Below are 24,882 nucleotides of genomic sequence, written 5' to 3'. Positions count from 1 at the left end.
GTTTAAACCAATCGGCGGGCCGCGGCAACGACGATATGCACCGCATCGCTTTCTGTTTTCTTCATCGTTTCCGCGTCAGGAATTTCCTGCTGGGTACGATTAACGATCACTCCGGCGACCATTCCAGCCCGTAACCCCTGGCTGGCACACATGGTCAGTAAGGTTGCTGATTCCATTTCATAGTTCAGTACCCCCATTTGCTGCCACTCTTGCAAGGAGTTCTGCAAGTGGCTGACAACACGACCGGAATAGGTGTCATAACGCTCCTGCCCTGGATAGAACGTATCAGAGGACGCGGTGATGCCGATATGAGTCGTGGCACCAGAGGCTTTAGCCGCCTCAACCAGCGCCGTGGTACAGGTGAAGTCAGCCACTGCCGGGAACGCCAGCGGAGCAAAATGCTGGCTGGCGCCGTCGAGACGTACAGAAGCCGTGGTCACCAACACATCCCCTACATTGATTTCCGGCTGAATAGCGCCAGTGGTGCCAACCCGCAGGAAAGTCCGGACGCCCAGTTGCGCCAACTCTTCCACCGCAATCGAGGTGGAGGGGCCCCCGATCCCGGTGGAACAGACGACCACCGCTTTACCCTCAATTTCTGCACGCCAGGTGGTGAATTCACGGTGTGAAGCCAGATGAACCGCATTATCCATCAACGCAGCTATTTTCTTAACCCGTTCAGGATCGCCCGGCACGATAGCCAGCGTTGCGCCCTGTAAATCTGCCCGTGTTAAACCCAGGTGAAAAACGTCTGACTGTGCCATAGCAAACTCCTGTGACGACAAAAGGTGGCGCGGTTGAGATACCTCACCGTAACGGATATTTAACGCCCATTGTGTGATAAAGCGCGCTATACATAATGAAACTTACATATAACATTTATAAAAACGTGATATTAATCACATTTAATCACTCTTGCTTGCCAGATTGACACAACTTGCCCTGACGTCTCATCTTTGCCAGTGCTAAAGATTAGGAGAGAGTCATCATCTGCCCCTGCGTAATTCTGACCATAATAGTTGGCGAATTGCGCGACTGCATGCTCGGAGAGAACAATGAAAAACGAAGATAACACGACGCAAAAAATGAGCAATAATGGGTTCACTCCCGCGGTATCGCCTATCGCATCGACCACCGTCATCACCGAAAGTGACGATATCCTGTCAGGCGAAACCTCCATCCCCACTCAGGGCGAAAATATGCCCGCGTTCTATGCAAAACCCCGTAACGCCACGGGTCCATTGCCGGTCATTCTGGTGGTACAAGAAATTTTTGGCGTACATGAACATATTCGGGACGTTTGCCGTCGCCTGGCGACAGAAGGTTATATGGCGATAGCGCCGGAACTCTACTTCCGTCAAGGCGATCCCGCTGATTATAACGATATATCGACGCTGCTTAATGAGCTGGTCAGCAAAGTGCCTGATACCCAGGTTCTGGCCGACCTGGATCACGTTGCCAACTGGGCTTCCCGCCATGGCGGCGATATGCGCAATATGGCGATAACCGGTTTCTGCTGGGGAGGTCGTATTACCTGGCTGTACGTCGCTCATAATCCACAACTGAAGGCGGGTGTCGCCTGGTACGGGAAACTGGTGGGCGATAAGACCATGAAGCAACAGCAGCAACCCGTCGATATCGCTGCCGAGCTGGCTGCTCCTGTGCTGGGTTTGTACGGTGGAAAAGACGACAGTATTCCGCAAGATACAGTGGAAACCATGCGTCAGGCTCTCCAGGCGGCGAACTCAACATCCGAAATTGTGGTCTATCCCGATGCCGGACACGCCTTTAATGCCGATTACCGACCCAGCTACCATGAAGAGTCGGCGAAGGATGGCTGGCAGAGGATGCTGGCGTGGTTTAAACAGCACGGTGTGCAATAACCCAAAAAATCGATGGTCATCCCCCCCGTTTTTACCACACCGCTTTTGCTTCAGCCTGGTGGGCGTAACCCATTCCACGTCGGATGAACGTAGTACGGATTCCGTGTTCACCGAACCTTAAAAGGGCGCCTGACGGCGCCCTTTACATCACAATACCCTCACGCAGGCATCAGAAGTCAGGCTTGCGCTTTACGCAGGTTTTGCGCCGCGGTCACCATGTTAGCCAGTGCCTGACGGGTTTCCGTCCAACCACGCGTTTTCAGGCCGCAGTCAGGGTTAACCCACAGGCGCTCGCCAGGAATACGCTGGGCGGCTTTCCGCAGTAACGCTTCCATCCATTCTACGGTTGGCACATTCGGGGAATGAATGTCATACACCCCCGGGCCAATTTCATTAGGATATTCAAACTTTTCGAAAGCCTCCAGCAACTCCATATCCGAGCGGGACGTTTCGATGGTGATGACATCCGCATCCAGCGCGGCAATAGAATCCATAATATCGTTGAATTCACAGTAACACATGTGAGTGTGAATCTGCGTATCGTCCTGTGCCACGGCGGCATTCAAACGGAAGGCATCAACCGCCCACTCCAGATAAGCCGCCCAGTCGGACTGACGCAGCGGCAAACCTTCACGCAGGGCGGGCTCATCAATCTGAATGATGCCGATACCGGCTTTTTCCAGGTCTGCCACTTCATCCCGCAGCGCCAACGCAATCTGCTTCGCGATCGTTTCACGTGAAACGTCCTCACGGGGGAACGACCAGCACAGGATGGTCACCGGCCCGGTCAGCATGCCTTTGACCGGCTTGTCGGTCAGTGACTGAGCATACTTCGCCCACTCAACGGTAATTGCAGCAGGACGGCTAACGTCGCCGATAATAACCGGTGGTTTCACGCAGCGTGAACCGTAGCTCTGTACCCAGCCATTCTGAGTAAAGGCGAAACCGTCCAGGTTCTCACCGAAGTACTCAACCATGTCGTTACGTTCCGCTTCACCATGTACCAACACATCCAGCCCTAAACGCTCCTGCTCCACAATCGCCTGCTTGATATGCTCGGCAATGCCGATACGATAGTGGTTTCCGTCCAGGCGCCCCTGCTTGAAGTCCAGGCGCAGGCCACGAATTTCAGTGGTCTGTGGGAAAGAACCGATAGTGGTGGTTGGCCATGCTGGCAGTTGAAAGCGCTCGCGCTGAACTTGAGCACGCACTGGGTAACTGCTGTCACGCTGGCTGTCCTTCGCGGTGATCGCCGCCAGACGTTGACTGACGGCCTGGTTATGCACACGAGGAGAGTGACGGCGGGCCCGGATTGGCGCGCTCCACGCTTCCAATGACTGCGGGTCATTGTTATTCAGCGCATTGCTCAGCAGAGATAATTCCGTACATTTCTGCAGCGCGAAGGCGAACCAGCTTTTCACTTCCTCATCCAGGCGGGTTTCGGTGCTCAGGTCAATGGGACTATGCAACAGCGAGCAGGAAGAACCAATCCACAACTGCTGGCGCTGATTAACCAACGGATATAAACGCTCAAACCAACGGCTCAAATCCGCTCGCCAGACGTTACGACCATTAATGACCCCTACGGACAGCAGCCAGTCAGCGGGTATTTTAGCATTCAGCGCAGCAATATCGTCTTTACCGTGAACAAGATCAACGTGCAGCCCCTGTACCGGCAGGGCACAGATGGTGTCAATGTTCGTACCTGCACTCTCAAAATAAGTCGTCAGCAGCAGTTTGGTTTTACCCTGCAGCGCTTCATAAGCCGGTTTGAAAGCATTCAGCCATTCTGGTGATAATTCCAGCACCAGCGCCGGTTCATCAATCTGCACCCATTCGATACCGCGCTTCGCCAGTTCGGCCAGCACTTGCTGATAAACCGGCAGAATGTCTTTCAGCAGGCTGAGACGATCAAACTGCTCGCCTTTCACTTTACCCAGCCACAGGTAGGTCACCGGGCCCAACAGGACCGGTTTCACATTGTGGCCTAAAGCCAACGCTTCATCCACTTCGTCCAGCAACTGAGTCCAGCTCAGTTTGAATGTCTGACCTTGAGTGAATTCCGGCACCATATAGTGATAATTCGTGTTAAACCATTTGGTCATTTCAGCTGCGGCTGCCGGCTCACCGCTTGGTGCACGGCCACGGCCAATGCGGAATAAGGTATCCAGATCAACAGAACCATCCGGGTTCTGGTGGCGGGCGGGTACGTTGCCCAATAACAGGCTGGTGGTCAACACGTGATCGTACCAGGCGAAGTCGCCGACCGGTAGCAGATCCACACCGGCCTGTTTCTGCTGTTGCCAGTGACGAGCACGCAGCTCGCGGCCTGTTGCCAGTAATTCTTCCTGAGTACTGTTACCTGCCCAGTAGCTCTCCTGAGCTTTTTTCAGTTCGCGGCGCAGGCCGACACGTGGGAAGCCGAGCGTATGGTTCAGAATGGTCATCAGTTCTTTCCTCAGTTACTGCCCATTGTCTTTACAATCGAGCTTTTAGACGTCCAGATGTTTACACATCTATAATCCGCAGGTACTGTAGTAACCACAAGCGCAAATTGTTCATTGTCGATGTGAAGGACTCTCATGATCGAACTCAAACACCTGCGAACGCTGCAGGCGCTGCGAAATACTGGGTCGCTGGCCGCCGCTGCGGCCCAGCTTCATCAGACGCAGTCGGCGTTATCTCATCAGTTTAGCGACCTGGAGCAGCGTCTGGGCTTCCGTTTATTCGTGCGTAAAAGTCAGCCGCTACGCTTTACACCGCAGGGTGAAATCCTGCTGCAACTCGCCGAGCAGGTACTACCGCAAATCCAGCATGCCTTGCAAGCCTGCCACGAACCCCATCAGACCACGCTGCGCATCGCCATAGAGTGCCACAGTTGTATTCAGTGGTTGACCCCGGCGCTGAGCGACTTCCGCCAGAGCTGGCCACAGGTCGTGATCGATTTTAAATCCGGCGTGACCTTTGACCCACAGCCTGCGCTGCAACAAGGCGAACTGGACGTGGTGCTAACCTCGGATATTTTGCCGCGCAGCGGGCTATTCTATTCGCCGATGTTTGATTTCGAGGTGCGCCTGGTGCTGGCACCGGACCATCCTCTGGCATTGGTGGAACACATTTCACCAGATGATCTGGCTAACGAGGTATTGATGATTTATCCGGTACAACGTCAGCGTCTGGATATCTGGCGGCATTTCCTGCAACCCGCTGGCGTCAGCCCTGCATTGAAAAGCGTCGATAACACGCTACTGCTGATCCAGATGGTGTCTGCCGGCATGGGCATTGCCGCGTTGCCGCACTGGGTGGTAGACAGTTTTGAGCACCAGGGACTGGTGATGACAAAAAAACTGGGCAGCGGTTTGTGGAGCCGTTTATATGCAGCGGTGCGCGACGGAGAACAACGGCAACCCGTGGTGGAGGCATTTATCCACTCAACCCGCCAGCATGCCTGTGAGCACCTGCCACGGGTCAAAGATGCCAGAAACGCTGCTGCGCCAGACTTTCCACCGTCTGATTTTCTACCACGCTGAGTTGACTGCCAGGATCTCGCTGGCAGTTTTCCTGTTTCGACCGTCATTTGTCTCTATAATGCGCCCAATACCCTTTGTTCCCAGATGAGAGTTTTATGACTAATAACGACGTCCTGCGCAGCTTGCGCTATATGTTGAACCTGAACGATGCCCAGATGGTCAGTATTCTGGCCCTGGCAGAGAGCATCGTTACCGAAGAAGAGATGCAAAGTTTTCTGAAAAAAGACGAAGAGGCCAGCTTCCGTGCCTGCCCGGATGTCATTATGGGCTATTTCCTCAATGGTCTGATTTTCCATCGACGAGGTAAAAGTAAAGAAGCACCAGAGCCATCGATTGAACGCAAGATGACCAATAACATCATCATGAAGAAACTGCGTGTCGCATTCGATCTGAAAACTACTGATATTATTGAGATCCTCAAGTTGGCGGATTTTGCGGTAGGTCAGTCTGAAATTGGTGCGATTTTCCGCAAACCGGGTCATAAAAATTATCGTGAATGCGGCGATCAGATATTACGCAATTTTCTGAAAGGTCTGACAATCAGGATACGCCCTTCCACCACCAAACCTGCCTGAGTTTCAGGACTGTCCGTTATTCTATTTTTAGAATAAATAACATGTAGTTAACTTTATAGTGCGATGTCTTCTTTTTCTACCGTTTTTGGTGAATCTGAAAGGTCGTGCGATTGAAGCAGTCATTACTGTCTGGACTGATAAGATAGTTTCACTGACCAGTTAATCTCTTTTAGTAAAATGAATATCGGGAAACGTTGCCTTTCCCGATATTTTCTCTAATTATTTTTCTTTACTGCTTTAGTATCCAACGCCGATGAATCCATAGAGAGGTAAAAATCACGACGGAACCCATTATAAAACCTGGCCAGTGGGGTTGTTGCTGCCAAATAGCCAAATTCACCAACAACCCGGCAGGCACATGCATATTATTCATTATCCCTAACGTACCCGCATCCACCTGGGTCGCACCGTAATTCCACATAAAATAGCCCAAACCGGAAGCGCCCACGCCCAACCAAATTAAAATCCCCCACTGGAAAGCCGTTGTAGGCAATTTATGCGGATTCCCCCACAGGAACCAGGCAATAATCGCTACGCTGGCAGCACCGATATAAAACCAGGAAAAGGCGGTGTGCTGTGGCATCGGACGTGTTTCCTGCAGGCGTTTATAACCCACCATTCCTACCGCAAAGCAGATATTGGCCAGTTGCACTAACAACAGGCCAAACCAAAAGTGGTCACTGACCTTGTCATAACGAATAATCGCGGCGCCTGCCACTGCCAGCAGCGCGCTAAATGCATAACCGCAACGAATGCCGCGCCCCGCCAGTACATCATAAATCAGCGTGACATACAGCGGTGTCATCACGGTAAACAGCAACAACTCCGGCACGCTGAGGTAGAGATAGGCCTGGAAACTGATGAGATACATAATTCCCAGTTGTAAGGCCCCCACCGCCATATACAGCATCAACGTTGAAACCCGGTAGCCACGCCAGCGCAAGAACGGCAGAAAGACAACGGCAGCCAGCAACAGACGGATCAACACCGAGAACCCGCTATCTACCTGCCCCGCTAAATATTCGCCTATCAGGCTGAATGAAAATGCCCACAAAATTGTGGTGACAATAAGTAACGTCACAATGGAACACTCTGCAGTGAAAAGAACGGCTAGTGTAGCGAAAACCCGTAACTTGCAGGAAATTATCTGGTTGACATCTGCCTTATAAACATCCACCACCAGGGACAAAGGGCACAATAAATACGGGCGCAGAATCGAGCAGCTATGTCATAAAATGTAACATTTTGCGTTCCCCTTCACACTCCGCTAACCCGTTTCCCCTTATCATTCGCACGCTACAAGGAACCTGTCGCTCAGCCCAAAAGGGCTTGTGCAGTTGCCACAACACGCCAACCGGCGTGAATAAACTGCGCCATTGGAGGCCACAATGTTACATATTTTTAAACCAGCCCCCCATCAACCACTGGTTGATGCCGGAAAAACCGATCCCCTTTACCGCAAACTGCGCTGGCAAATCTTTCTGGGAATATTCTTCGGTTATGCCGCTTACTATCTGGTGCGCAAAAATTTTGCGCTGGCGATGCCCTATCTGGTCGAGCAGGGATTCTCACGCGGCGATCTGGGATTTGCTTTGTCAGGGATCTCCATCGCTTATGGTTTTTCAAAATTCGTGATGGGCGCCGTCTCAGATCGCTCTAATCCCCGTTTTTTTCTGCCCGCGGGCCTGATCCTCGCAGCAACGGTAATGCTATTGATGGGATTTGTTCCCTGGGCAACTTCCAGCATTATGGTGATGTTTATGCTGTTATTGTTGTGTGGCTGGTTCCAGGGCATGGGCTGGCCACCCTGCGGCCGAACCATGGTTCACTGGTGGTCGCAAAAAGAACGCGGCAGGGTGGTTTCGCTGTGGAACTGTGCGCATAACGTGGGCGGCGGCATTCCACCTTTACTATTTCTGCTGGGAATGGCCTGGTTTAACGACTGGAAAGCGGCACTGTATATGCCCGCGTTCGGCGCTATTGTGGTGGCGGTCTTTGCCTTTGCCCTGATGCGTGATACGCCACAATCCTGCGGCCTGCCACCGATTGAAGAATACAAAAATGATTACCCGCCGGACTATGACGCGAACCATGAGCAAGAGTTGTCTGCAAAACAGATCTTCAGGCAGTACATCCTGCCGAACAAACTGCTGTGGTATATCGCGCTGGCCAACGTTTTTATTTATCTGCTGCGCTACGGCATCCTTGACTGGTCACCGACCTATCTGAAAGAGGTGAAACATTTCACGCTGGATAAGTCTTCCTGGGCCTATTTTCTGTATGAATACGCGGGTATTCCTGGCACGTTGCTGTGTGGCTGGATGTCCGATACCGTCTTTCGTGGTAATCGAGGGGCTACCGGGGTGTTCTTTATGGTGTTGGTAACCATAACAACGGTGATTTACTGGCTAAACCCAGCCGGTAATCCCAATGTGGATATGGCCTGCATGGTCATCATTGGCTTTCTGATTTATGGGCCAGTGATGTTGATCGGGTTACATGCTCTGGAACTGGCGCCGAAAAAAGCCGCAGGGACGGCAGCTGGCTTTACCGGTTTATTTGGTTATCTCGGCGGTTCCGTCGCTGCCAGCGCAATCGTCGGCTACACCGTCGACTACTTCGGCTGGAACGGCGGCTTCATCATCATGATCGGTGGCGGCGTTCTGGCCGTTCTTCTGCTCATCCTGACCATGATCAGCGAAAACAAACACAAGCAGCAGTTAATGGAGAAATACAATGTTTAATGGAGAAAACAATGTTTAAAACGATGATAGCCGGCCTGATGATGGTTTCTTCGCTGTGCGCAATTGCGGCGGGAAAAGAAAAGATCGTGATTGCTCACCGTGGTGCCAGCGGCTACCTGCCAGAGCATACCCTGTCGGCAAAAGCGATGGCCTATGCTCAGGGCGCGGATTTTCTTGAGCAGGATCTGGTCATGACTAAAGACGACCAGTTAGTGGTGTTACATGACCACTATCTTGATCGTGTGACCAACGTGGCCGAACGTTATCCCGATCGGGCACGCAAAGATGGTCGCTATTACGCCATCGATTTTACTCTTGCCGAGATCAAGAGTTTGAAATTCACTGAAGGTTTTAGCATCAAAAACGGTCAGAAGGTGCAAACATTCCCTGGGCGCTTCCCAATGGGAAAAGCTGATTTTCGCGTTCATACTTTTGCTGAAGAGATCGAGTTTATTCAAGGGCTGAATCACTCCACCGGTAAAAACATCGGTATTTATACTGAGATTAAAGCTCCGTGGTTCCATCGCCGGGAAGGGAAGGATATCTCAGCAAAAGTGCTCGATGTGCTGAAACAATATGGCTACACCAGTAAAAGCGATAATGTGTATCTGCAATGCTTCGACTACAACGAGGTGAAGCGGATTAAAACAACGCTGGAGCCACAACGTGGCATGAACCTGAAAATGGTGCAACTGATTGCCGAGACCAAATGGAATGAAACTCAGGAACTGCAAGACGGCAAGTGGGTGAACTACAGCTATGACTGGATGTTTAAACCCGGCGCGATGAAAACCCTCGCGCACTACGTCGACGGGATCGGGCCTGACTACCATATGCTGGTGGCTGAAGGGTCGACTAAGGGCCATATCAGCCTGACGAACATGGTGCAGGAAGCGCATCAGAACAGCCTGGTCGTCCACCCTTACACCGTGCGCGCTGACCAACTGCCTGACTGGGTTGATCATGTTGATCAGCTCTATGACGTGCTGTATCACCAGGCTGACGTCGATGGATTATTTACTGATTTCCCGGACAAAGCCGTACGTTTCCTGCAGCGCTGAGCAACTTCCGCCCCTGAACTCGGGGCGGATACCGCCGGTCAAACGTGATACAACTTACGCAGATAGTGTGGTACCGCATTGTCTGCGTTGCTGCCAATCACGTCCAGCATCGGCAGCAGATCCTTCAGCCGCTGATGAGCATTGCTCATAATACAGCCTTTACCGGCCATACTCAGCATCTCTTTATCATTCATACCATCGCCGAAGGCAATGCAATCCCGCAGAGAATGACCGAGTATCTGCGACACGGCATCCAGCGCGTGACCTTTAGATACCCCTCCCGCCATCACTTCAAGACAAGTCGGCAGCGAGAAACTGACATTAATTTTATCACCCCAGCGGTCGATCAGCGCCTCTTCCAGCGGGATCAATTTATTCGGTTCAGCACTGGTGAAAAATACCTTACTGATACCGTCTGTCGGCAGTGAATCCGGCTTGTAGACCTGATAATTGAAATTGGATTCTTGAAAAAAATCCATCTCGCCAGGACGATGGCGGTTCAGGAACCACTCTTCATCACGGTAGATATTGGTGTAGATATCCGGATGACTGTAATGGATGGCAAACAACTCACGGGCAATGCTTTCATCCAGGTTATGGCTAAAGATCAGCTCTCCAGCGGTATTGTGCACGCGCGCACCATTCGAGGTTATCATAAAAGCATCAATACCCAGACTGTCACGCATCTGCGCGACATCGATATAATGACGCCCCGTGGCAAAGATGAAATTCACCCCTTTCCCGGTTAACAATTGCAACGTTTCACGGGCAAAAGGAGATAAACGGTGATCCGGAGACAACAACGTGCCATCAAGATCAGAAGCAACGATAGGGTACATAAAACCTCTGGTTAATTTGTTATCAGGAAACCTCGCGTTCCCCGCCCAAAAGCCCATCTGAGCCGTAACATCAGGAATGTCGGGAAAAAAACGCTACAATGGCCTCCAACGCTTCAGCACGCATACTGTCTTTTTCAAACAAGATCTCATGGCGCGCGCCGACAATAACCTGCGGTTTTCCCCCTTCACAGGGCTGCCCTGCGGCAACCATGGCCTGACAGAATAAATCCTGAGCCCGGTTATCCACCACCCTGTCATCACTGGCCTGCAGCAGCAGCAGCGGTGTGGAAATTTCTTTCGCCTTATTAAGAATACTTTGCCCCGCCTGCAGCCCTTCCCGCACCCAATGATAGGTGGGTCCCCCAACCCGCAGTTGTGGGTCGTCCACGTAAAAACGCAGGTTATGCCGGTAACGCTCGTCACTGTGGGTCAGTTGGTTGAGAGCAAATGGCCTGGGCCGCCATTTTCCGGTACCCGGCGCATAGCCATCGCGAAAGGTGGGCCGCTTTTCCGCCCAGTCGAGGATTCGGTTAGCCATCCACTTCGGCATGGGCAGAAAAATACCAAACATCGGCGAAGCCAGCACCACAGCATCAAAGGCCTTCGGCTGTCTGCCAATCATCAGCGTTATGATCGCGCCGCCCATTGAGTGGGCCAACGCATAGCGACGGCGATAATGGCGGTTACGGATCTCTTTCAGATACAACGTTTCCAGATCATCAACGTAATGCGAGAAATCCTCAACATGACCCCGGTGAGAATCCTGCAACAGCCGCCCGGATCGCCCCTGGCCCCGGTGATCGATAATCACCACATCATAGCCGCAATGAAACAGGTCATAGGCCAGTTCCGGGTATTTCATATAACTTTCAATGCGGCCCGGGCAAATCAGGATAACCTTGTCATGTTGCGGGGAGACGAAACGAACATAGCGAATAATGACATTATCGACGCCGGTAAACTCCCCTTCTTTCCGGCTATGCCAGAAATCCAGCAGCGGCCCCGTAACAAATGCGGCGAACGATTTTTCACGCGTTACCCAGTCGTTATTCTGCTTCTCCATCGGCTTTCATCTCTCTGGCTTTCGTCACCTGAACTGGCTCGCAGCTATCCGTAGCACAACCAACAACAATGTCGTATTGTGTCACACTTCTGCACGTTCAGGGAGCATTACCCATGACCATCGAATGGTGGCTAACCTATCTTTTGACCACCAGTATATTGAGTCTTTCACCCGGTTCGGGTGCTATCAACACCATGAGTACCGGTATCAGCCATGGTTATCGTGGCGCGATTGCGTCTATTTCTGGTTTACAAGTCGGTCTGGCCGCACACATTGTGCTGGTTGGTATTGGTCTTGGCGCATTATTCTCACAATCCCTGATGGCCTTCGAAATACTGAAATGGGCAGGGGCGGCTTATCTGGTCTGGTTAGGGATCCAACAGTGGCGATCCCGTGGGGGTCTCGATCTGCAGACCGTGGCGAAAGCCATGCCGCGACGCCGACTGTTCAAGCGCGCTGTACTGGTTAACCTGACCAACCCGAAGAGTATCGTCTTCCTGGCGGCGCTGTTCCCGCAGTTCATTATTCCACATCAACCACAAGCGGTGCAGTATCTGGTACTGGGAACCACCACTGTGGTGGTCGATATTCTGGTGATGACTGGCTATGCCACGCTGGCCACGCATATCGCAGGCTGGATCAAAGGGCCAAAACAAATGACACTGCTGAACCGAATCTTTGGCGGGATGTTTATGGCCGTTGGCGCGCTACTGGCCTCTGCCCGGCGCATTGCCTGATAACACCGTGAAAAACCACAGATAAAACAACCGCCAAAGCTGGTGCCGTAACGGATACCAGCCGGGCAATCACCGCAGACTTTGTGCAGGTTGATAATAAGCGACACTGCATCTGAATCCGGTCAGCAACACGTTTAGCGCGACAGGATCAAATGAATACCAAATCCTGCAAACAGGATCCCCGCAAAACTATCAATCCACTTCGCTGCTCGTTGATAGCCCCTGCGCATCGCTGGCAGGGCAAAAATACTGGCAACCAGGGTGAACCATACAAAGGTCTCAACGATAATCAGCAGAAACAATCCCCAGCGTTCACCCGCGTCAACATCATTACCCACAAACAATGAAAACACACTACCGAAGTAAACAACTGCTTTCGGATTCGCCAGATTGGTCAGCAGACCGCGCAAAAAACTGCGGCTATCAGATGGCGGCGCTACCGTATTCTCTTGCTGAGTCGCCGCCGGCGCCTGATGCTGCTGACGAGCAGAGCACAGCATCTGCCAGCCCATCCACAACAGATATAAACCACCAGCGGTCATAATGATTTGATGCAGCCACGCCATCTTTTGCAAGATCATATTCAGCCCCAGCAGCGCCACGCTCGCCCAAATGGCAATCCCTATGGTAATGCCCAACACACCGAGCATGGCTGCTTTACGCGAGCGACTTGCTGCTGTTTGCGACACAAAGAAAAAATCCGGACCTGGGCTCATCAGTGCGACGAGATGCACCAGGGCAACCGTCAGAAACAACATCAGCATTTGCGCTTCCTTAAACAAAGATAATCACTAGATTTCACCGTCAACGTGCTCGCGGATCATCACCATAAAGGGTTTGCCAAAGCGCTCCAGCTTACGCTGACCGACACCATTGATATTCAGCATTTCGGCGGCAGTCAACGGCAGCTGCTCAGTCATTTCAATCAACGTTGCATCATTGAATACCACATAAGGCGGGATGTTTTCTTCATCGGCAATCGCCTTACGCAGTTTACGCAACTTGGCAAACAGCTTACGGTCATAACTACCACCAAAGGATTTTTGAGTATTACCGCGTGGTTTGATACTGACCAGACGCGGCACGGCCAGCATCAACGGTACTTCCCCACGTAAAACCGGACGTGCAGCTTCCGTCAGTTGTAAGGCGGAATGCATGGCAATATTTTGCGTCACCAACCCCAAATGAATCAGTTGACGTAGTACGCTTATCCAGTGCTCATGGCTCTGCTCACGGCCAATACCGTAAACTGGCAACTTATCATGCTGCATATCGCGGATGCGTTGATTGTTGGCTCCTCGCAGGATTTCAACAATATAGCCCATGCCAAAACGTTGTCCAACACGATAGATACTCGACAGTGCTTTCTGCGCTTCCAGCAAACCATCATAACGACGTGGCGGATCAAGACAGATATCGCAGTTGCCGCAGGGCTGCTGCCGCCCCTCGCCGAAATAGTTCAACAGTACCAGACGACGACAGGTTTGCGCCTCAGCAAACGCCCCCATCGCATTCAGCTTATGGCGCTCAATATCCTGCAACGGCCCGGGTGCTTTTTCATCAAGGCACCGACGTAACCAGGCCATGTCTGCCGGGTCGTAAAGCATCAGCGCTTCTGCGGGTAGCCCGTCACGACCGGCACGCCCCGTTTCCTGATAGTAGGATTCAATATTACGCGGGATATCGAAATGCACCACAAAACGAACGTTCGGTTTATTAATCCCCATACCGAAAGCCACTGTCGCCACCACAATTTGCAGGTCGTCGCGCTGAAAGGCTTCCTGCACCTGAGCACGATGCGTGTTATCCATTCCGGCATGATAGGCACCAACGCTGAGGCCCCGGCTTTGCAGTCGGGCGGCGGTATCTTCTACCTTAGCCCGGCTGTTACAGTAAATAATGCCACACTTGCCGTGCTGCTCCTGCACGTAACGGATCAACTGCTCGGTTGGTTTAAACTTCTCCATCAGCGTGTAGCGGATATTGGGGCGATCGAAACTACTCACCTGAATTAATGGGTGGTCCAACTGCAGCAAACGTACGATGTCGTTACGGGTGGTTTCGTCGGCGGTAGCGGTCAGCGCCATCACCGGTACATCAGGGAGTCGCTGACGAAACTGCCCAAGTGCGCCGTATTCGGGACGAAAATCATGCCCCCACTGGGAAATACAGTGGGCTTCGTCCACCGCCAGCATCGTCGGATTCCAGTGCAGGAGATTATCGAGAAAGTTGTCCAGCATCAGCCGCTCAGGGGCGATATACAGCAGCTTAATCTGACCAGTACGGCAGCCAGCCAGTACGTTCTGCTGTTCCTCCCGCGACTGGGTAGAGTTAAGACAGGCCGCCGCCACGCCATTAGCCAGCAGTTGATCCACCTGATCTTTCATCAGCGAAATCAGCGGCGATACCACCAGTGTTAATCCTTCCCGTATCAGTGCCGGGATCTGGTAACAAAGTGATTTTCCTCCACCGGTCGGCATCACCACCAGGCAATCCCGCCCTTTCAGTGAAGCCTGAATAATGGTTTGTTGACCCGGGCGGAATTGCTGGTAGCCGAAGGTTTCCTGTAAAATCTGTTCCGCCAGCGCTTCCTGATCAATCACTGCAACCGTAGACACGTATTCCCCAAATCTGATAACGGGCGGATACACTGAAAAATTTCAGCCCGCCCGAAAAGCATTAAAACAGATCGTTCAGCATGACGCCGACACCTACCCGGGTCTGACGATGGTTATAGTCAATCAGCGATTCCCCATAACCACTAAAAACTTGCGTGTAGAAACGGACATGTCCACTCAGCGGATAGCTCCACCCCAGTAGCGCCCCACCGTAACCGGTGTTCCAGTTATAGTTGCCCTGAAGACTAAAGACGCTGGCACCCAGTTCGTACCCGACAGTCAGGCGATAATACCCCATGTACTTGGTGATATCTGGGTTATCATCGTTTTTTTCACTTTCTGGAATGCGATACCAGGGTTTTGCCTCAACCAGCCAGTTACCACGCTGCGCCATCAGGCGGGCATAGACGCGATTCCAACTGCGGGAAGTGGGCTCGGAACGACCGTTCGAATCGTGGTTCAGCCCCACTTCCACATCACGTAATGTCCAGCCCGCAAAGTTATAATCCGTGGCCCAACCAAGGAAAATCTGCGGCTGATAATTCGTTTCCCGGAAAGGGGCGGACCCGTCACTGTTGGTGGCTTGCCACCACGAGTCCTGAGTATAGGAGGCGGCCAGAACAGAGTTGTCCCCCAGAATGCCACGCCATAATGGGATCGCCAGACTCAGTTGAAATTTCACTTCATCATGTCTGGAGGTATTCGACCAGTTGTAAGACTGTATCGCCTCTTTATTGATGTTACTGGTGTCAGTGTAAAGGACGTAGTTACTTTCATACGGATAAAGGACGAAAGGATTGTCATGCTTTTCCAGCAAGTTAGCAATGATACTGCCACGGACGGGTGGCCGGTCATGCACCTTTGTCACCGTCGCTTCTTGCGCCAAAACTAACGAAGGGAACAGAAGCGCTGCAATCAGCAACCCTTTCAGCATAGGCATGGTATTCTCCAGAGCAATAATGGAATAAGTCTATCTACCCGAAATAATTCGCGTTGCAGAAAGGCCTGTAAGCAAATCCCCGGCAGCTTATTCAGGTAAGTGACGGGGCGCGCTTGCAGCCAACACCTCTGCGGATTGAAGACATAAAAAACACGTTATTCTACACAGAAAAATAGTGACCGACATTAACGCTGATGTCGTCAAGTGGAAAGCACTACCGTACCAGTCCAGATTAGCCATTCTGTTAAAATATCTCCGTCTATTTTTTCGCAAAGGGATTCCCGATGATGTCTGTTGTTCCCCTCAATCAGAACGCCGCCCGGCGCCTGATCGGTGAGATTTTTGTGTATGACATGCCGTTTAACCGTGCCCTCGGTTTGCAATTGGATCGGCTGGAGCCGGATTACGCCGAACTGAGCTTTGCCCATCAGCAGAAGTTGATTGGCAATGTCGCGCAAAAAATTCTGCACGGTGGCGTCATTGCCTCCGTACTGGACGTGGCGGCGGGACTGGTTTGTGTCAGCAGCGCCTTAACCCGCCAGGAAAGCATTACTGAAGAAGATCTACGCCAACGCCTGTCGCGGATGGGCACCATCGACCTGCGTGTTGATTATCTGCGTCCCGGACGCGGTGAACGTTTCGTTGCCACCAGCAACCTGCTGCGCAGCGGTAATAAAGTGTCCGTGGCCAGGGTGGAACTGCATAACGACGCAGGTGGGTATATAGCCAGCGCCACGGCGACTTATCTGGTCGGCTGAAAGCCGGGTTAATCATCACTGAGAGCCTATTTACATGGATGCACAACAAACACGACAAGGGATATTTTTTGCTCTGGGGGCTTATTTCATCTGGGGCATCGCCCCCGCCTATTTCAAGCTAATCCAACAGGTGGACGCCGGAGAGATAATCACTCACCGGGTGATCTGGTCATTCTTTTTTATGCTGATTCTGGTCAGTTGCAGTCGCAACTGGGCAAAGGTAAAACTCACGCTACAGCAACCGAAAAAAGTGCTGCTGCTGGCCGTGTCCGCCAGTATGGTTTGCTGTAACTGGTTGATTTTTATCTGGGCGGTGAATAACCATCATATACTGGAAGCCAGTCTTGGTTATTTTATCAATCCGTTGCTCAACGTGCTGGTTGGGATGGTATTTCTCGGCGAACGTTTCCGCCGGCTACAGTGGCTGGCGGTGTTATTGGCCGCCAGCGGCGTACTGATTCAGCTATGGAAATTTGGCTCAGTACCGATGATTGCCCTGGGGCTGGCGCTGACCTTCTCTTTCTACGGCCTGTTGCGCAAAAAAATTGGCGTGGATGCGCAAACCGGGATGTTAATTGAAACCAGTTGGCTGCTACCCGCGGCGGCAATCTATCTGTTTGGCATCGCCGACAGCACCACCAGCCACCTGACACAAAACCCGATGTCGCTGAATCTGTTACTGGTCGCCGCGGGGATTGTCACCACCATCCCATTGATGCTGTTTACCGCCGCCTGTACCCGATTGCGGCTCTCCACCGTGGGCTTCTTCCAGTATCTGGGCCCGACACTCATGTTCCTGCTGGCGGTAATATTCTATGGTGAACAACTGACGCCAGACAAGACAGTGACCTTTGGCTTTATCTGGGCCGCGCTGGCACTGTTTATTTTTGACGCACTGAGCACACTGAGACACAGGGAACCACGGTAAATCTGACTGGCGGATAGTCCACCTGTCGCCGTCCATGGCACGAAAGGTTTTATGTCGGATCGGCGTTCACCGCCCGTCGGGTTGAGAGCGGTGAAGACTTACAGCCAGTTCTTACGCTTAAAGTAAGCATAAGGTGCCAGACCCGCGAGGATCATCAGACCGATGGCGGCAGGATAACCAAAGCTCCACTTCAGCTCCGGCATAAACTCAAAGTTCATCCCATAGCTGGAGGCCACCAACGTTGGCGGCAGGAACACCACCGAGACCACGGAGAAAATTTTGATAATGCGGTTCTGCTCAATGTTGATAAAGCCCATCGCCGCCTGCATCAGGAAGTTTACCTTCTGGAACAGTGATTCATTATGCGGCAACAGCGACTCAATATCGCGCAGGATTTCCCGTGCCTGCTCCAGTTGGTTAGCGGGCAGACGCGCCTTACGCACCAGGAAATTGAGCGCTCGCTGAGTATCCATCAAACACAGACGAACCTTCCAGCCAATATCTTCCAGTTCCGCCAGTGTCGACAGCGCAGCGTCAAATTCATCGCCCTGTTGACCTTCCATAATGACCCGACTGAGCTTTTCCAGATCGCTGTAGATATTCTCGATTTCATCCGCCAACTGTTCAATTTTAGTTTCGAACAGATCCAGCAACAGTTCATAAGCATTGCCGTCGATCAATACCTGATTACGCGCACGCATACGATAAAGGCGGAATGCCGGCAGTTCGCGCTCACGCAGGGTATAAAGGCGGCCTTCACGGATGGTAAAGGCCACTGTGGAGTTACCGGCGTGATCGTCCGCATCTTCATAGAAGAAAAAGGAGTGGATATGCAGGCCATCTTCATCTTCGAAGAAACGGGCTGATGCCTCAATATCTTCCAGTTCAGGACGCGTCGCTAAACTCTGACCCAGCTCGTTCTGAACACGATCGCGCTCATTTTCTTCCGGCTCAATCAGATCAACCCAAACTGAACTGACCAATTCATCGGTAGGTTCTTCCAGCTCAAGACGAGTCAGGCGACAGTGATCAAGTTTAAATGCACTCAGCATAGCTGTACTCCCAAATCACAGTAACATGGGACTGGCGCTTGAACACAGGAAACGGGGACGTTTCGGTCGATATGACTCAGTGCGGCACAAAAGCGGAGCGCCAACAACCACGAAGGCTATCGGCTGAGAAGGATAGCCTTAGGAGTTGTACCTGGTGGTATCCAGGTCAATAAGCCAGTATCTACTGGGTGTGTCCAAGGCAAATGTCCTCTTAGGGTAATGGTGCGCGCATGTTACGCTGTGCTGAAAATGGCGTCAACAGCAACCCCGGATAATAAGGATTCGAATGAAACAACTCACCCATTCCGACCTGGTCAACATGAGCCAACAGGCTGCCAGCGTAGCCCGCCTGCGTTCGCACCGCACCCTGCATGAAGAGCTCAGCGATCCGGTACAGCGTCTGGCCATCGCGATGGAACCAGGCACTTACATTCGCCCTCACCGCCATCCACAAACCTGGGAGTTGCTCACGCCCCTGAAGGGCCGTTTTGTGCTGCTACAGTTTAGTGACACTGGCGAAGTAACCCACCGCACCGTGCTGGGCGAAACGGTTTTGTTACAAGAAATACCCGCCTTTACCTGGCATGCCGTACTATCACTGGATGAAGGTGGGGTAATTTTTGAAGTAAAACGCGGCCCTTATCAGGCGCTGGTAGAAGATGATTGCATGTCCTGGGCACCACCGGAAGGCGGCGCAGATACGGATAAAGTCATGGCCTGGTATGCCCGCGCGCACCCCGGCGACCGTTACGCATGGTAACCATACAGCATCATACCGTTTCCAGCTTCGCGTAAGCAGCGACCAGCCATTTGATCCCCTGTCCCTGGAAGGCGACCTGCAAACGACTATGTTCGCCGCTGCCTTCCAGATTAACGACCGTGCCTTCGCCAAACTTGGCATGGCGTACGCGCTGCCCAAGAGCGAAACCGCTGTCGTTCTGGGTGATGGGGGTCCCCATTCGCTGGTGGCTGACCGGACGAGTAACGCTGGCGCGTAGTCGTACTTCTTCCACACACGCCTCTGGCAGTTCGCCGACAAAGCGCGAGGGACGGTGATACACCTCTTTGCCATACAGGCGACGCGTTTCAGCATAGGTCAGGGTCAACTTCTGCATCGCGCGCGTCACGCCGACATAGGCAAGACGCCGCTCTTCCTCCAGCCTTCCCCCTTCCTCCAGCGACATCTGACTCGGAAACATGCCTTCTTCCATGCCGACGATAAACACCTGCATAAATTCGAGACCTTTCGCTGCATGCATGGTCATCAACTGCACCGCATCCTGCCACTTATCCGCCTGGCCTTCGCCGGCCTCCAGCGCAGCATGCGCCAGGAAAGCCTGCAACGGCAGCAAATCTTCCTCTTCATCCTGATAGCTGTACTGCCGGGTGGCATTGACCAGTTCTTCAAGGTTTTCAATGCGTGCCTGGCCTTTCTCTCCCTTCTCCTGCTCGTACATCAGCCACAAGCCTGAGTCTTTAATCACCCGATCAGTCTGAACATGCAGTGGCAGCTCGCTGGTTTCCTGCGCTAACGAGTCCACCAGTTCGATAAAACGCTGCAACGCGGAAGCTGCGCGACCCGCTAATGCTTTTTCCTGCAACAACGCACGCGTGGTTTGCCACAATGTCAGTTGGCGCTCACGGGCCGTTTGCCGCACCACATCCAGCGTGCGATCACCAATGCCACGTGTCGGCGTATTCACCACGCGCTCAAAAGCGGCATCGTCATTACGGTTGGCAATCAGACGCAGATAAGCCAGTGCATCCTTGATTTCCTGGCGCTCGAAGAAACGCATACCGCCATAGATGCGGTAAGGCAGGTTGGTTTGCAGCAACGCTTCTTCCAGCACGCGCGACTGAGCATTGCTACGATAGAGTATTGCACAGTCATTCAGCGCCCCACCGTTTTCCATCCATGCTTTGATGCGGCTGACCACAAAACGGGCTTCATCCAGCTCATTAAACGCGCAATAAATAGCGATCGGCTCACCGTCGACACCATCGGTCCACAGCTCTTTACCCAGTCGTCCGTTATTGTTGGCGATCAGGGCGTTAGCCGCTTTAAGGATATTGTTGGTGGAGCGATAGTTTTGTTCCAGACGAATAGTTTCAGCACCGCTGAAATCGTTGAGGAAACGCTGAATGTTTTCCACCTGCGCACCACGCCAGCCATAGATCGACTGGTCATCATCCCCAACAATCATGACGTTGCCAGTGTCACCCGCCAGCATTCTAATCCATGCATACTGGATATTATTGGTGTCCTGAAACTCGTCCACCAGAATATTGCTGAAGCGTTCGCGGTAGTGATTGAGAATATGAGGTTTATTCAGCCACAATTCATGTGCTCGCAGCAATAGCTCGGCAAAATCCACTAACCCCGCCCGGTCACAAGCTTCCTGGTAGGCCTGGTAAATCCTCAGCCATGTTTGCTCAACGGGGTTGCCGTAACTCTCGATATGTTTCGGCCGCAACCCTTCATCTTTCTTACCATTGATGTACCACATGGCCTGTCGGGCTGGCCACTGCTTCTCATCCAGATTCATGGCCTTAATCAAACGTTTCAGGAGACGCTGTTGATCTTCACCGTCCAAAATCTGGAAATCCTGCGGCAAATTGGCATCAAGATGATGCGCGCGTAACAAACGATGAGCCAGTCCGTGAAAAGTCCCAATCCACATGCCGCCCTGGCTGGTGCCAACCAGTTGCTCAATACGATGCCGCATCTCTGCGGCGGCCTTATTGGTAAAAGTCACGGCCACTATTGAATAAGGCGAACAGTTCTCTACCGCCAGCAACCAGGCAATCCGGTGCACCAAAACGCGGGTTTTCCCGCTCCCCGCTCCAGCCAGTACCAGCATATTACGGCGCGGCGCGGCAACGGCTTCGCGTTGTTTGTCATTTAAGCTGTCGAGCAGATCAGAAACGTCCATAAGCACCGTCAGGAAAGGGGAGCGTCTGGCGCTCCACTGGATATTTAACCAGCTTATTATACCAGCGCGGTCAGCGATGCCAACCGGGAAATTTCTAAATCTGGCAACAGGCGACTGTCGGCGATATGCATCAAGTTGCCTGCACACAGATTGATCCAGCAGGATTGCATGCCGCAACGCACCGATCCCGCGACATCTGTGGTCAGGTCATCGCCAATATGCAAAATGTTCTCCAGCGGCAAACCGAGGTTTTGGGCCGCCAGATGATACATATCGTGATACGGTTTAGCCCGGCCATCAGGCCCGGCTCGCAGGATAAATTTGAAATATTTATCCAGACCGAACAGGTGAGGTTCGGCATTACCATTGGTGATAACCACCAGCGGGATACGTTCTGCCAGCATGGCGAGCGTGCTATGTGTCTCATCCGGCACCTCGACCTGGCTACGCCAGTAAGCAAACTCCGCCATCACCGCACGCGATCCTTCCCCAGCTTCATCTTCGTTGAGACCCACATTGCGCATCGCCAGTTCGACGGCTCGGCGACGCCATTCACTGACGTCATGATAAATATCAGGTTCCTGTTTGAGCAGGCTGTCGCGCAGTTGTTGATACTGCTCAACGCTGAACTGGCGCAACAACGGATGATACGACTGCAGGAAGGCATGGGATTTTTGGGCAGTGCGACGGATAACGGGACGGTTGTCGTACAGCGTGTCATCCAGGTCAAAGGTCATCGCCGCGATCGGGCGCAGTGGACGATAAAAACGCATCAGGATTTTCCTCGTTTGGCACGGGGATGGGCAGCATCGTAAACCGACGCCAGGTGTTGGAAGTCAAGATGGGTATAAATTTGTGTGGTACTAAGATTGGCGTGGCCCAACAATTCCTGTACAGCACGCAGATCACCGCTGGATTCCAGCATATGAGTGGCAAAGGAGTGACGCAATTTATGAGGATGAATATGGCTGGAAACCCCCTGCTTAACTCCCCACTCGGCAAAGCGCTTCTGCACGTTGCGGGCCGAGATGCGTTTTCCCTGTTTCGAGAGAAACACGGCATGGTCTTCCGGTGCAAACAGCTCACGCATTTCCAGCCAGTGCTCCATCCACAGTACCGCCGTGCGGCCCATAGGCAAACGGCGCTCTTTGCTGCCTTTCCCCATAACCCACACTTCGCCGGAAGCAAGGTCAAGATGGCCCGTATCTATCCCAACCAGCTCAGACAAACGCAGACCCGCACCGTACATAATCTCCAACATGGCCCGATCGCGCACCGCCAGCGGATCATTGAGGTCGATCTCCAGCAGGCGATCAACCTCATCGACATCGATATTTTTCGGTAAATGGCGTGGCGCACGTGGCGTGGCGATCCCCTTCGCTGGATTCGCCTTTAACATTCCCTGACTCATCTGCCAGTCCAGGAAACTACGTAAAGCGGAGAGACGTAATGCAAGGCTGGCAGGTTTTAACCCGGCACGGCGACTGCGAGCTGCGAGCGAGCGAACCTGAGCCGCATCCAGTTTATCCCAGCCTGAAAGTTTCATCTCCGTCAGCAGCAGGACACAGGCGCTAAGCTGACGCTGATAATTGATCTGCGTCAGCGGACTGAGCTGGCGTTCTACCTTCAGATAACGCAAAAAGCCCTCGACGGCTGACTGTAGAGGGGAATCGTTGTTCATGCGCGCTCAATCCAGCGCTGCAAAAGTTCTGGCAGCATTTGTGACAAATACTGCAGCAGCACCGTACCCATGCCGGATTGATAATGTTGCTTATCACGGCTGCTGAAGATCAATACGCCGAGCTCGCCCTGCTCCCCCATCAGCGACAGAGCAACCGAGCCGATAGCTTTCGCCTGAGGCAACAGCAGTAGCAACTCAGGACCGTTCAGACTGCCAAGATAATGATGCTGTTTCCCCAAACGCTGAATGCGGATGGGCTCAAAAGCCTGGTGCGACAATGCCAGTTGTGTGAAGTCCGAAGGCGCGCCAATACGCCACTTTTCGCTGAATAAACGCACATTCGCACCGGCCAGACCCAACTCACGCGCCCAGCGGTGCAGGCGGTTCAGCATGTCATGCAGGCTGGAGGCTGACGCAAGGTGGGACTGTAGCATTAACAAGCGATCGAACAGTTGCTGATTGGCGCTGGCCTGCTCCATCAGCAAGGTTATCTCTTCTTCCAACTGGGTGATCTGATTGCGCTGACGACTCAGTTGCCATTCCACCAGAGAAACCGTTCCACGGATCGGATGCGGTACCTGCATTTGCTCGACCTGGCGGGCATTGCGAATAAAGAAGTCCGGATTTTGCAGCAGGTAATCGCTGACTGCACGATCATCCAGCAGGTCGCTGGTCGCCTGTTGTTCTCCGACATTTTTCATAAATGAATAAATCCGTCATAAACGTGAGTAGCAGGACCGGTCATATACAACGGATGCCCCGGGCCTTTCCAGGCAATATTTAAGCTGCCGCCGGGCAGGTCGACACGCACTTTTTCCGCCAGCAGCTGTTGCTGGATCCCGACCGCCACGGCAGCGCAGGCTCCGCTACCACAAGCCAGGGTTTCACCCGCACCACGCTCATAAACGCGCAGGCGAATGTGCTCGCGGCTAACGACTTCCATAAAACCAACATTCACCCGCTCCGGGAAACGCTCGTGACTTTCCAGAACTGGGCCGAGCGATTCCACCAACGCGGTTTTGACACTTTCCACTTGCAACACGCAATGTGGGTTACCCATTGAGACGACCCCACACATCACCGTCTGTTCGGCTGCACGCATCAAATAGATGTTTTCGGCTTTGTTGGCGCGAAACGGCACCTGCTGAGGTTCGAAGTTCGGCTCGCCCATGTTCACACACACCAGTTCATCCGGGGTGACAGTGAGCACCATACGGCCAGTCTGAGTACTGACGCGAATATCACTTTTATTGGTTAACCCTTTCAGCCGGACAAAACGGGCGAAACAACGCGCGCCATTGCCACACTGAGCGACTTCGCTGCCATCTGCATTAAAAATACGATAATGAAAATCGAGGTCAGGATCGTACGGTGGTTCAACAAGCAACAGTTGATCAAAACCTACCCCCTGATATCGGTCCGCCAGGCGACGGATCAATTCAGGAGAAAAATAGACGTTTTGCGTCACGGCATCGACCACCATAAAGTCATTGCCCAAACCGTGCATTTTGGAGAACTGCATTTTTAGCTCCAATGGGTG

The 24,882-nt window shown here is 52.6% G+C and carries 23 protein-coding genes; 9 read left to right on the top strand and 14 right to left on the bottom strand.

What is annotated here, in order from left to right:
* Nucleotides 1–2: 2 nt before the first annotated feature.
* Nucleotides 3–764 (bottom strand): uridine phosphorylase, encoded by a 762-nt coding sequence (gene udp / locus EH228_RS06070; protein ID WP_152320783.1) that lies wholly within the window; start codon nucleotides 762–764, stop codon nucleotides 3–5.
* Nucleotides 765–1,055: 291 nt separating this feature from the next.
* Here udp and EH228_RS06065 point away from each other — a divergent pair, with 291 nt between their 5' ends.
* Nucleotides 1,056–1,883 carry a dienelactone hydrolase family protein gene (locus EH228_RS06065; protein WP_152320782.1) on the top strand — a complete coding sequence of 276 codons (828 nt, stop codon included), beginning with the start codon at nucleotides 1,056–1,058 and terminating at the stop codon, nucleotides 1,881–1,883.
* Nucleotides 1,884–2,059: 176 nt separating this feature from the next.
* Here the strand turns inward: EH228_RS06065 and metE are convergent, their stop codons facing one another.
* Nucleotides 2,060–4,330: a 5-methyltetrahydropteroyltriglutamate--homocysteine S-methyltransferase gene (metE, locus tag EH228_RS06060; protein WP_152320781.1), complete on the bottom strand. Its 2,271-nt coding sequence runs from the start codon at nucleotides 4,328–4,330 to the stop codon at nucleotides 2,060–2,062.
* A 135-nt stretch (nucleotides 4,331–4,465) separates the two neighbouring features.
* On the opposite strand from metE, the gene metR reads away from it, so the two are divergent.
* Together metR and EH228_RS06050 are read left to right on the top strand one after the other, a co-directional pair.
* Entirely contained in the window at nucleotides 4,466–5,413 is a 948-nt protein-coding gene (gene metR / locus EH228_RS06055) for an HTH-type transcriptional regulator MetR (RefSeq protein WP_152320780.1), read from the top strand.
* Nucleotides 5,414–5,508: 95 nt separating this feature from the next.
* Nucleotides 5,509–5,988: a YehS family protein gene (locus EH228_RS06050; protein ID WP_152320779.1), complete on the top strand. Its 480-nt coding sequence runs from the start codon at nucleotides 5,509–5,511 to the stop codon at nucleotides 5,986–5,988.
* A 229-nt stretch (nucleotides 5,989–6,217) separates the two neighbouring features.
* On the opposite strand, the gene EH228_RS06045 is transcribed toward EH228_RS06050, so the two are convergent.
* Nucleotides 6,218–7,069 (bottom strand): carboxylate/amino acid/amine transporter, encoded by an 852-nt coding sequence (locus EH228_RS06045; RefSeq protein ID WP_152320778.1) that lies wholly within the window; start codon nucleotides 7,067–7,069, stop codon nucleotides 6,218–6,220.
* A gap of 307 nt (nucleotides 7,070–7,376) precedes the next feature.
* Here EH228_RS06045 and glpT point away from each other — a divergent pair, with 307 nt between their 5' ends.
* Both glpT and glpQ read left to right on the top strand, forming a co-directional pair.
* Nucleotides 7,377–8,732, top strand: coding sequence for a glycerol-3-phosphate transporter (glpT, locus tag EH228_RS06040; protein ID WP_152320777.1), 1,356 nt, complete (start codon nucleotides 7,377–7,379; stop codon nucleotides 8,730–8,732).
* 11 nt (nucleotides 8,733–8,743) lie between these two features.
* Nucleotides 8,744–9,793: a glycerophosphodiester phosphodiesterase gene (gene glpQ, locus EH228_RS06035; RefSeq protein WP_420841450.1), complete on the top strand. Its 1,050-nt coding sequence runs from the start codon at nucleotides 8,744–8,746 to the stop codon at nucleotides 9,791–9,793.
* Between the two features lie 38 nt (nucleotides 9,794–9,831).
* Here the strand turns inward: glpQ and yigL are convergent, their stop codons facing one another.
* Nucleotides 9,832–10,632: a sugar/pyridoxal phosphate phosphatase YigL gene (gene yigL / locus EH228_RS06030; RefSeq protein WP_152320775.1), complete on the bottom strand. Its 801-nt coding sequence runs from the start codon at nucleotides 10,630–10,632 to the stop codon at nucleotides 9,832–9,834.
* A gap of 70 nt (nucleotides 10,633–10,702) precedes the next feature.
* A complete protein-coding gene (gene pldB / locus EH228_RS06025; RefSeq protein ID WP_152320774.1) occupies nucleotides 10,703–11,695 on the bottom strand; it encodes a lysophospholipase L2 in 993 nt (330 codons plus the stop codon).
* A gap of 113 nt (nucleotides 11,696–11,808) precedes the next feature.
* Between pldB and rhtB the strand changes: the two genes are divergently transcribed.
* The gene (rhtB, locus tag EH228_RS06020; RefSeq protein ID WP_152320773.1) at nucleotides 11,809–12,432 is read left to right on the top strand and encodes a homoserine/homoserine lactone efflux protein; all 624 of its coding nucleotides are present in this window, start codon (nucleotides 11,809–11,811) and stop codon (nucleotides 12,430–12,432) included.
* Nucleotides 12,433–12,566: 134 nt separating this feature from the next.
* On the opposite strand, the gene rhtC is transcribed toward rhtB, so the two are convergent.
* From rhtC to pldA, 3 genes are all read right to left on the bottom strand, one after another.
* Entirely contained in the window at nucleotides 12,567–13,196 is a 630-nt protein-coding gene (gene rhtC / locus EH228_RS06015) for a threonine export protein RhtC (protein WP_152320772.1), read from the bottom strand.
* A 27-nt stretch (nucleotides 13,197–13,223) separates the two neighbouring features.
* Nucleotides 13,224–15,050 carry an ATP-dependent DNA helicase RecQ gene (recQ, locus tag EH228_RS06010; protein ID WP_152320771.1) on the bottom strand — a complete coding sequence of 609 codons (1,827 nt, stop codon included), beginning with the start codon at nucleotides 15,048–15,050 and terminating at the stop codon, nucleotides 13,224–13,226.
* Nucleotides 15,051–15,111: 61 nt separating this feature from the next.
* Nucleotides 15,112–15,990, bottom strand: a complete 879-nt coding sequence (pldA, locus tag EH228_RS06005; RefSeq protein ID WP_152320770.1) for a phospholipase A — start codon at nucleotides 15,988–15,990, stop codon at nucleotides 15,112–15,114.
* Nucleotides 15,991–16,277: 287 nt separating this feature from the next.
* On the opposite strand from pldA, the gene EH228_RS06000 reads away from it, so the two are divergent.
* Both EH228_RS06000 and rarD read left to right on the top strand, forming a co-directional pair.
* On the top strand, nucleotides 16,278–16,748 hold the full coding sequence (locus EH228_RS06000) for a thioesterase family protein (protein ID WP_152320801.1): 471 nt from the start codon (nucleotides 16,278–16,280) through the stop codon (nucleotides 16,746–16,748).
* A 34-nt stretch (nucleotides 16,749–16,782) separates the two neighbouring features.
* Complete coding sequence (rarD, locus tag EH228_RS05995) at nucleotides 16,783–17,676, top strand: EamA family transporter RarD (RefSeq protein WP_152320769.1); 894 nt, start codon at nucleotides 16,783–16,785, stop codon at nucleotides 17,674–17,676.
* Between the two features lie 98 nt (nucleotides 17,677–17,774).
* On the opposite strand, the gene corA is transcribed toward rarD, so the two are convergent.
* Nucleotides 17,775–18,728: a magnesium/cobalt transporter CorA gene (corA, locus tag EH228_RS05990; RefSeq protein WP_152320768.1), complete on the bottom strand. Its 954-nt coding sequence runs from the start codon at nucleotides 18,726–18,728 to the stop codon at nucleotides 17,775–17,777.
* Between the two features lie 286 nt (nucleotides 18,729–19,014).
* On the opposite strand from corA, the gene EH228_RS05985 reads away from it, so the two are divergent.
* Entirely contained in the window at nucleotides 19,015–19,488 is a 474-nt protein-coding gene (locus tag EH228_RS05985) for a WbuC family cupin fold metalloprotein (RefSeq protein ID WP_152320767.1), read from the top strand.
* A 10-nt stretch (nucleotides 19,489–19,498) separates the two neighbouring features.
* On the opposite strand, the gene uvrD is transcribed toward EH228_RS05985, so the two are convergent.
* From uvrD to dapF, 5 genes are read right to left on the bottom strand one after another with little or no spacing between them, the layout of a single operon-like run.
* A complete protein-coding gene (gene uvrD / locus EH228_RS05980; protein WP_152320766.1) occupies nucleotides 19,499–21,661 on the bottom strand; it encodes a DNA helicase II in 2,163 nt (720 codons plus the stop codon).
* Between the two features lie 56 nt (nucleotides 21,662–21,717).
* Nucleotides 21,718–22,434, bottom strand: coding sequence for a 5-amino-6-(5-phospho-D-ribitylamino)uracil phosphatase YigB (gene yigB, locus EH228_RS05975; protein WP_152320765.1), 717 nt, complete (start codon nucleotides 22,432–22,434; stop codon nucleotides 21,718–21,720).
* Nucleotides 22,434–23,342 carry a tyrosine recombinase XerC gene (gene xerC / locus EH228_RS05970; RefSeq protein ID WP_152320764.1) on the bottom strand — a complete coding sequence of 303 codons (909 nt, stop codon included), beginning with the start codon at nucleotides 23,340–23,342 and terminating at the stop codon, nucleotides 22,434–22,436. Before xerC ends, yigB begins: the two co-directional genes overlap by 1 nt.
* A complete protein-coding gene (locus EH228_RS05965) occupies nucleotides 23,339–24,043 on the bottom strand; it encodes a DUF484 domain-containing protein (RefSeq protein ID WP_152320763.1) in 705 nt (234 codons plus the stop codon). The genes xerC and EH228_RS05965 overlap by 4 nt, the downstream gene beginning before the upstream one ends.
* On the bottom strand, nucleotides 24,040–24,864 hold the full coding sequence (dapF, locus tag EH228_RS05960; protein ID WP_152320762.1) for a diaminopimelate epimerase: 825 nt from the start codon (nucleotides 24,862–24,864) through the stop codon (nucleotides 24,040–24,042). The genes EH228_RS05965 and dapF overlap by 4 nt, the downstream gene beginning before the upstream one ends.
* Between the last annotated feature and the right edge of the window lie 18 nt (nucleotides 24,865–24,882).

This window comes from Erwinia endophytica, assembly GCF_009295515.1.
In the GTDB taxonomy this organism is placed as follows: Bacteria; Pseudomonadota; Gammaproteobacteria; order Enterobacterales; family Enterobacteriaceae; genus Erwinia; species Erwinia endophytica.
Note: the sequence above shows the minus strand (reverse complement) of the source record. Positions and strands in the feature narration are given on the sequence as shown.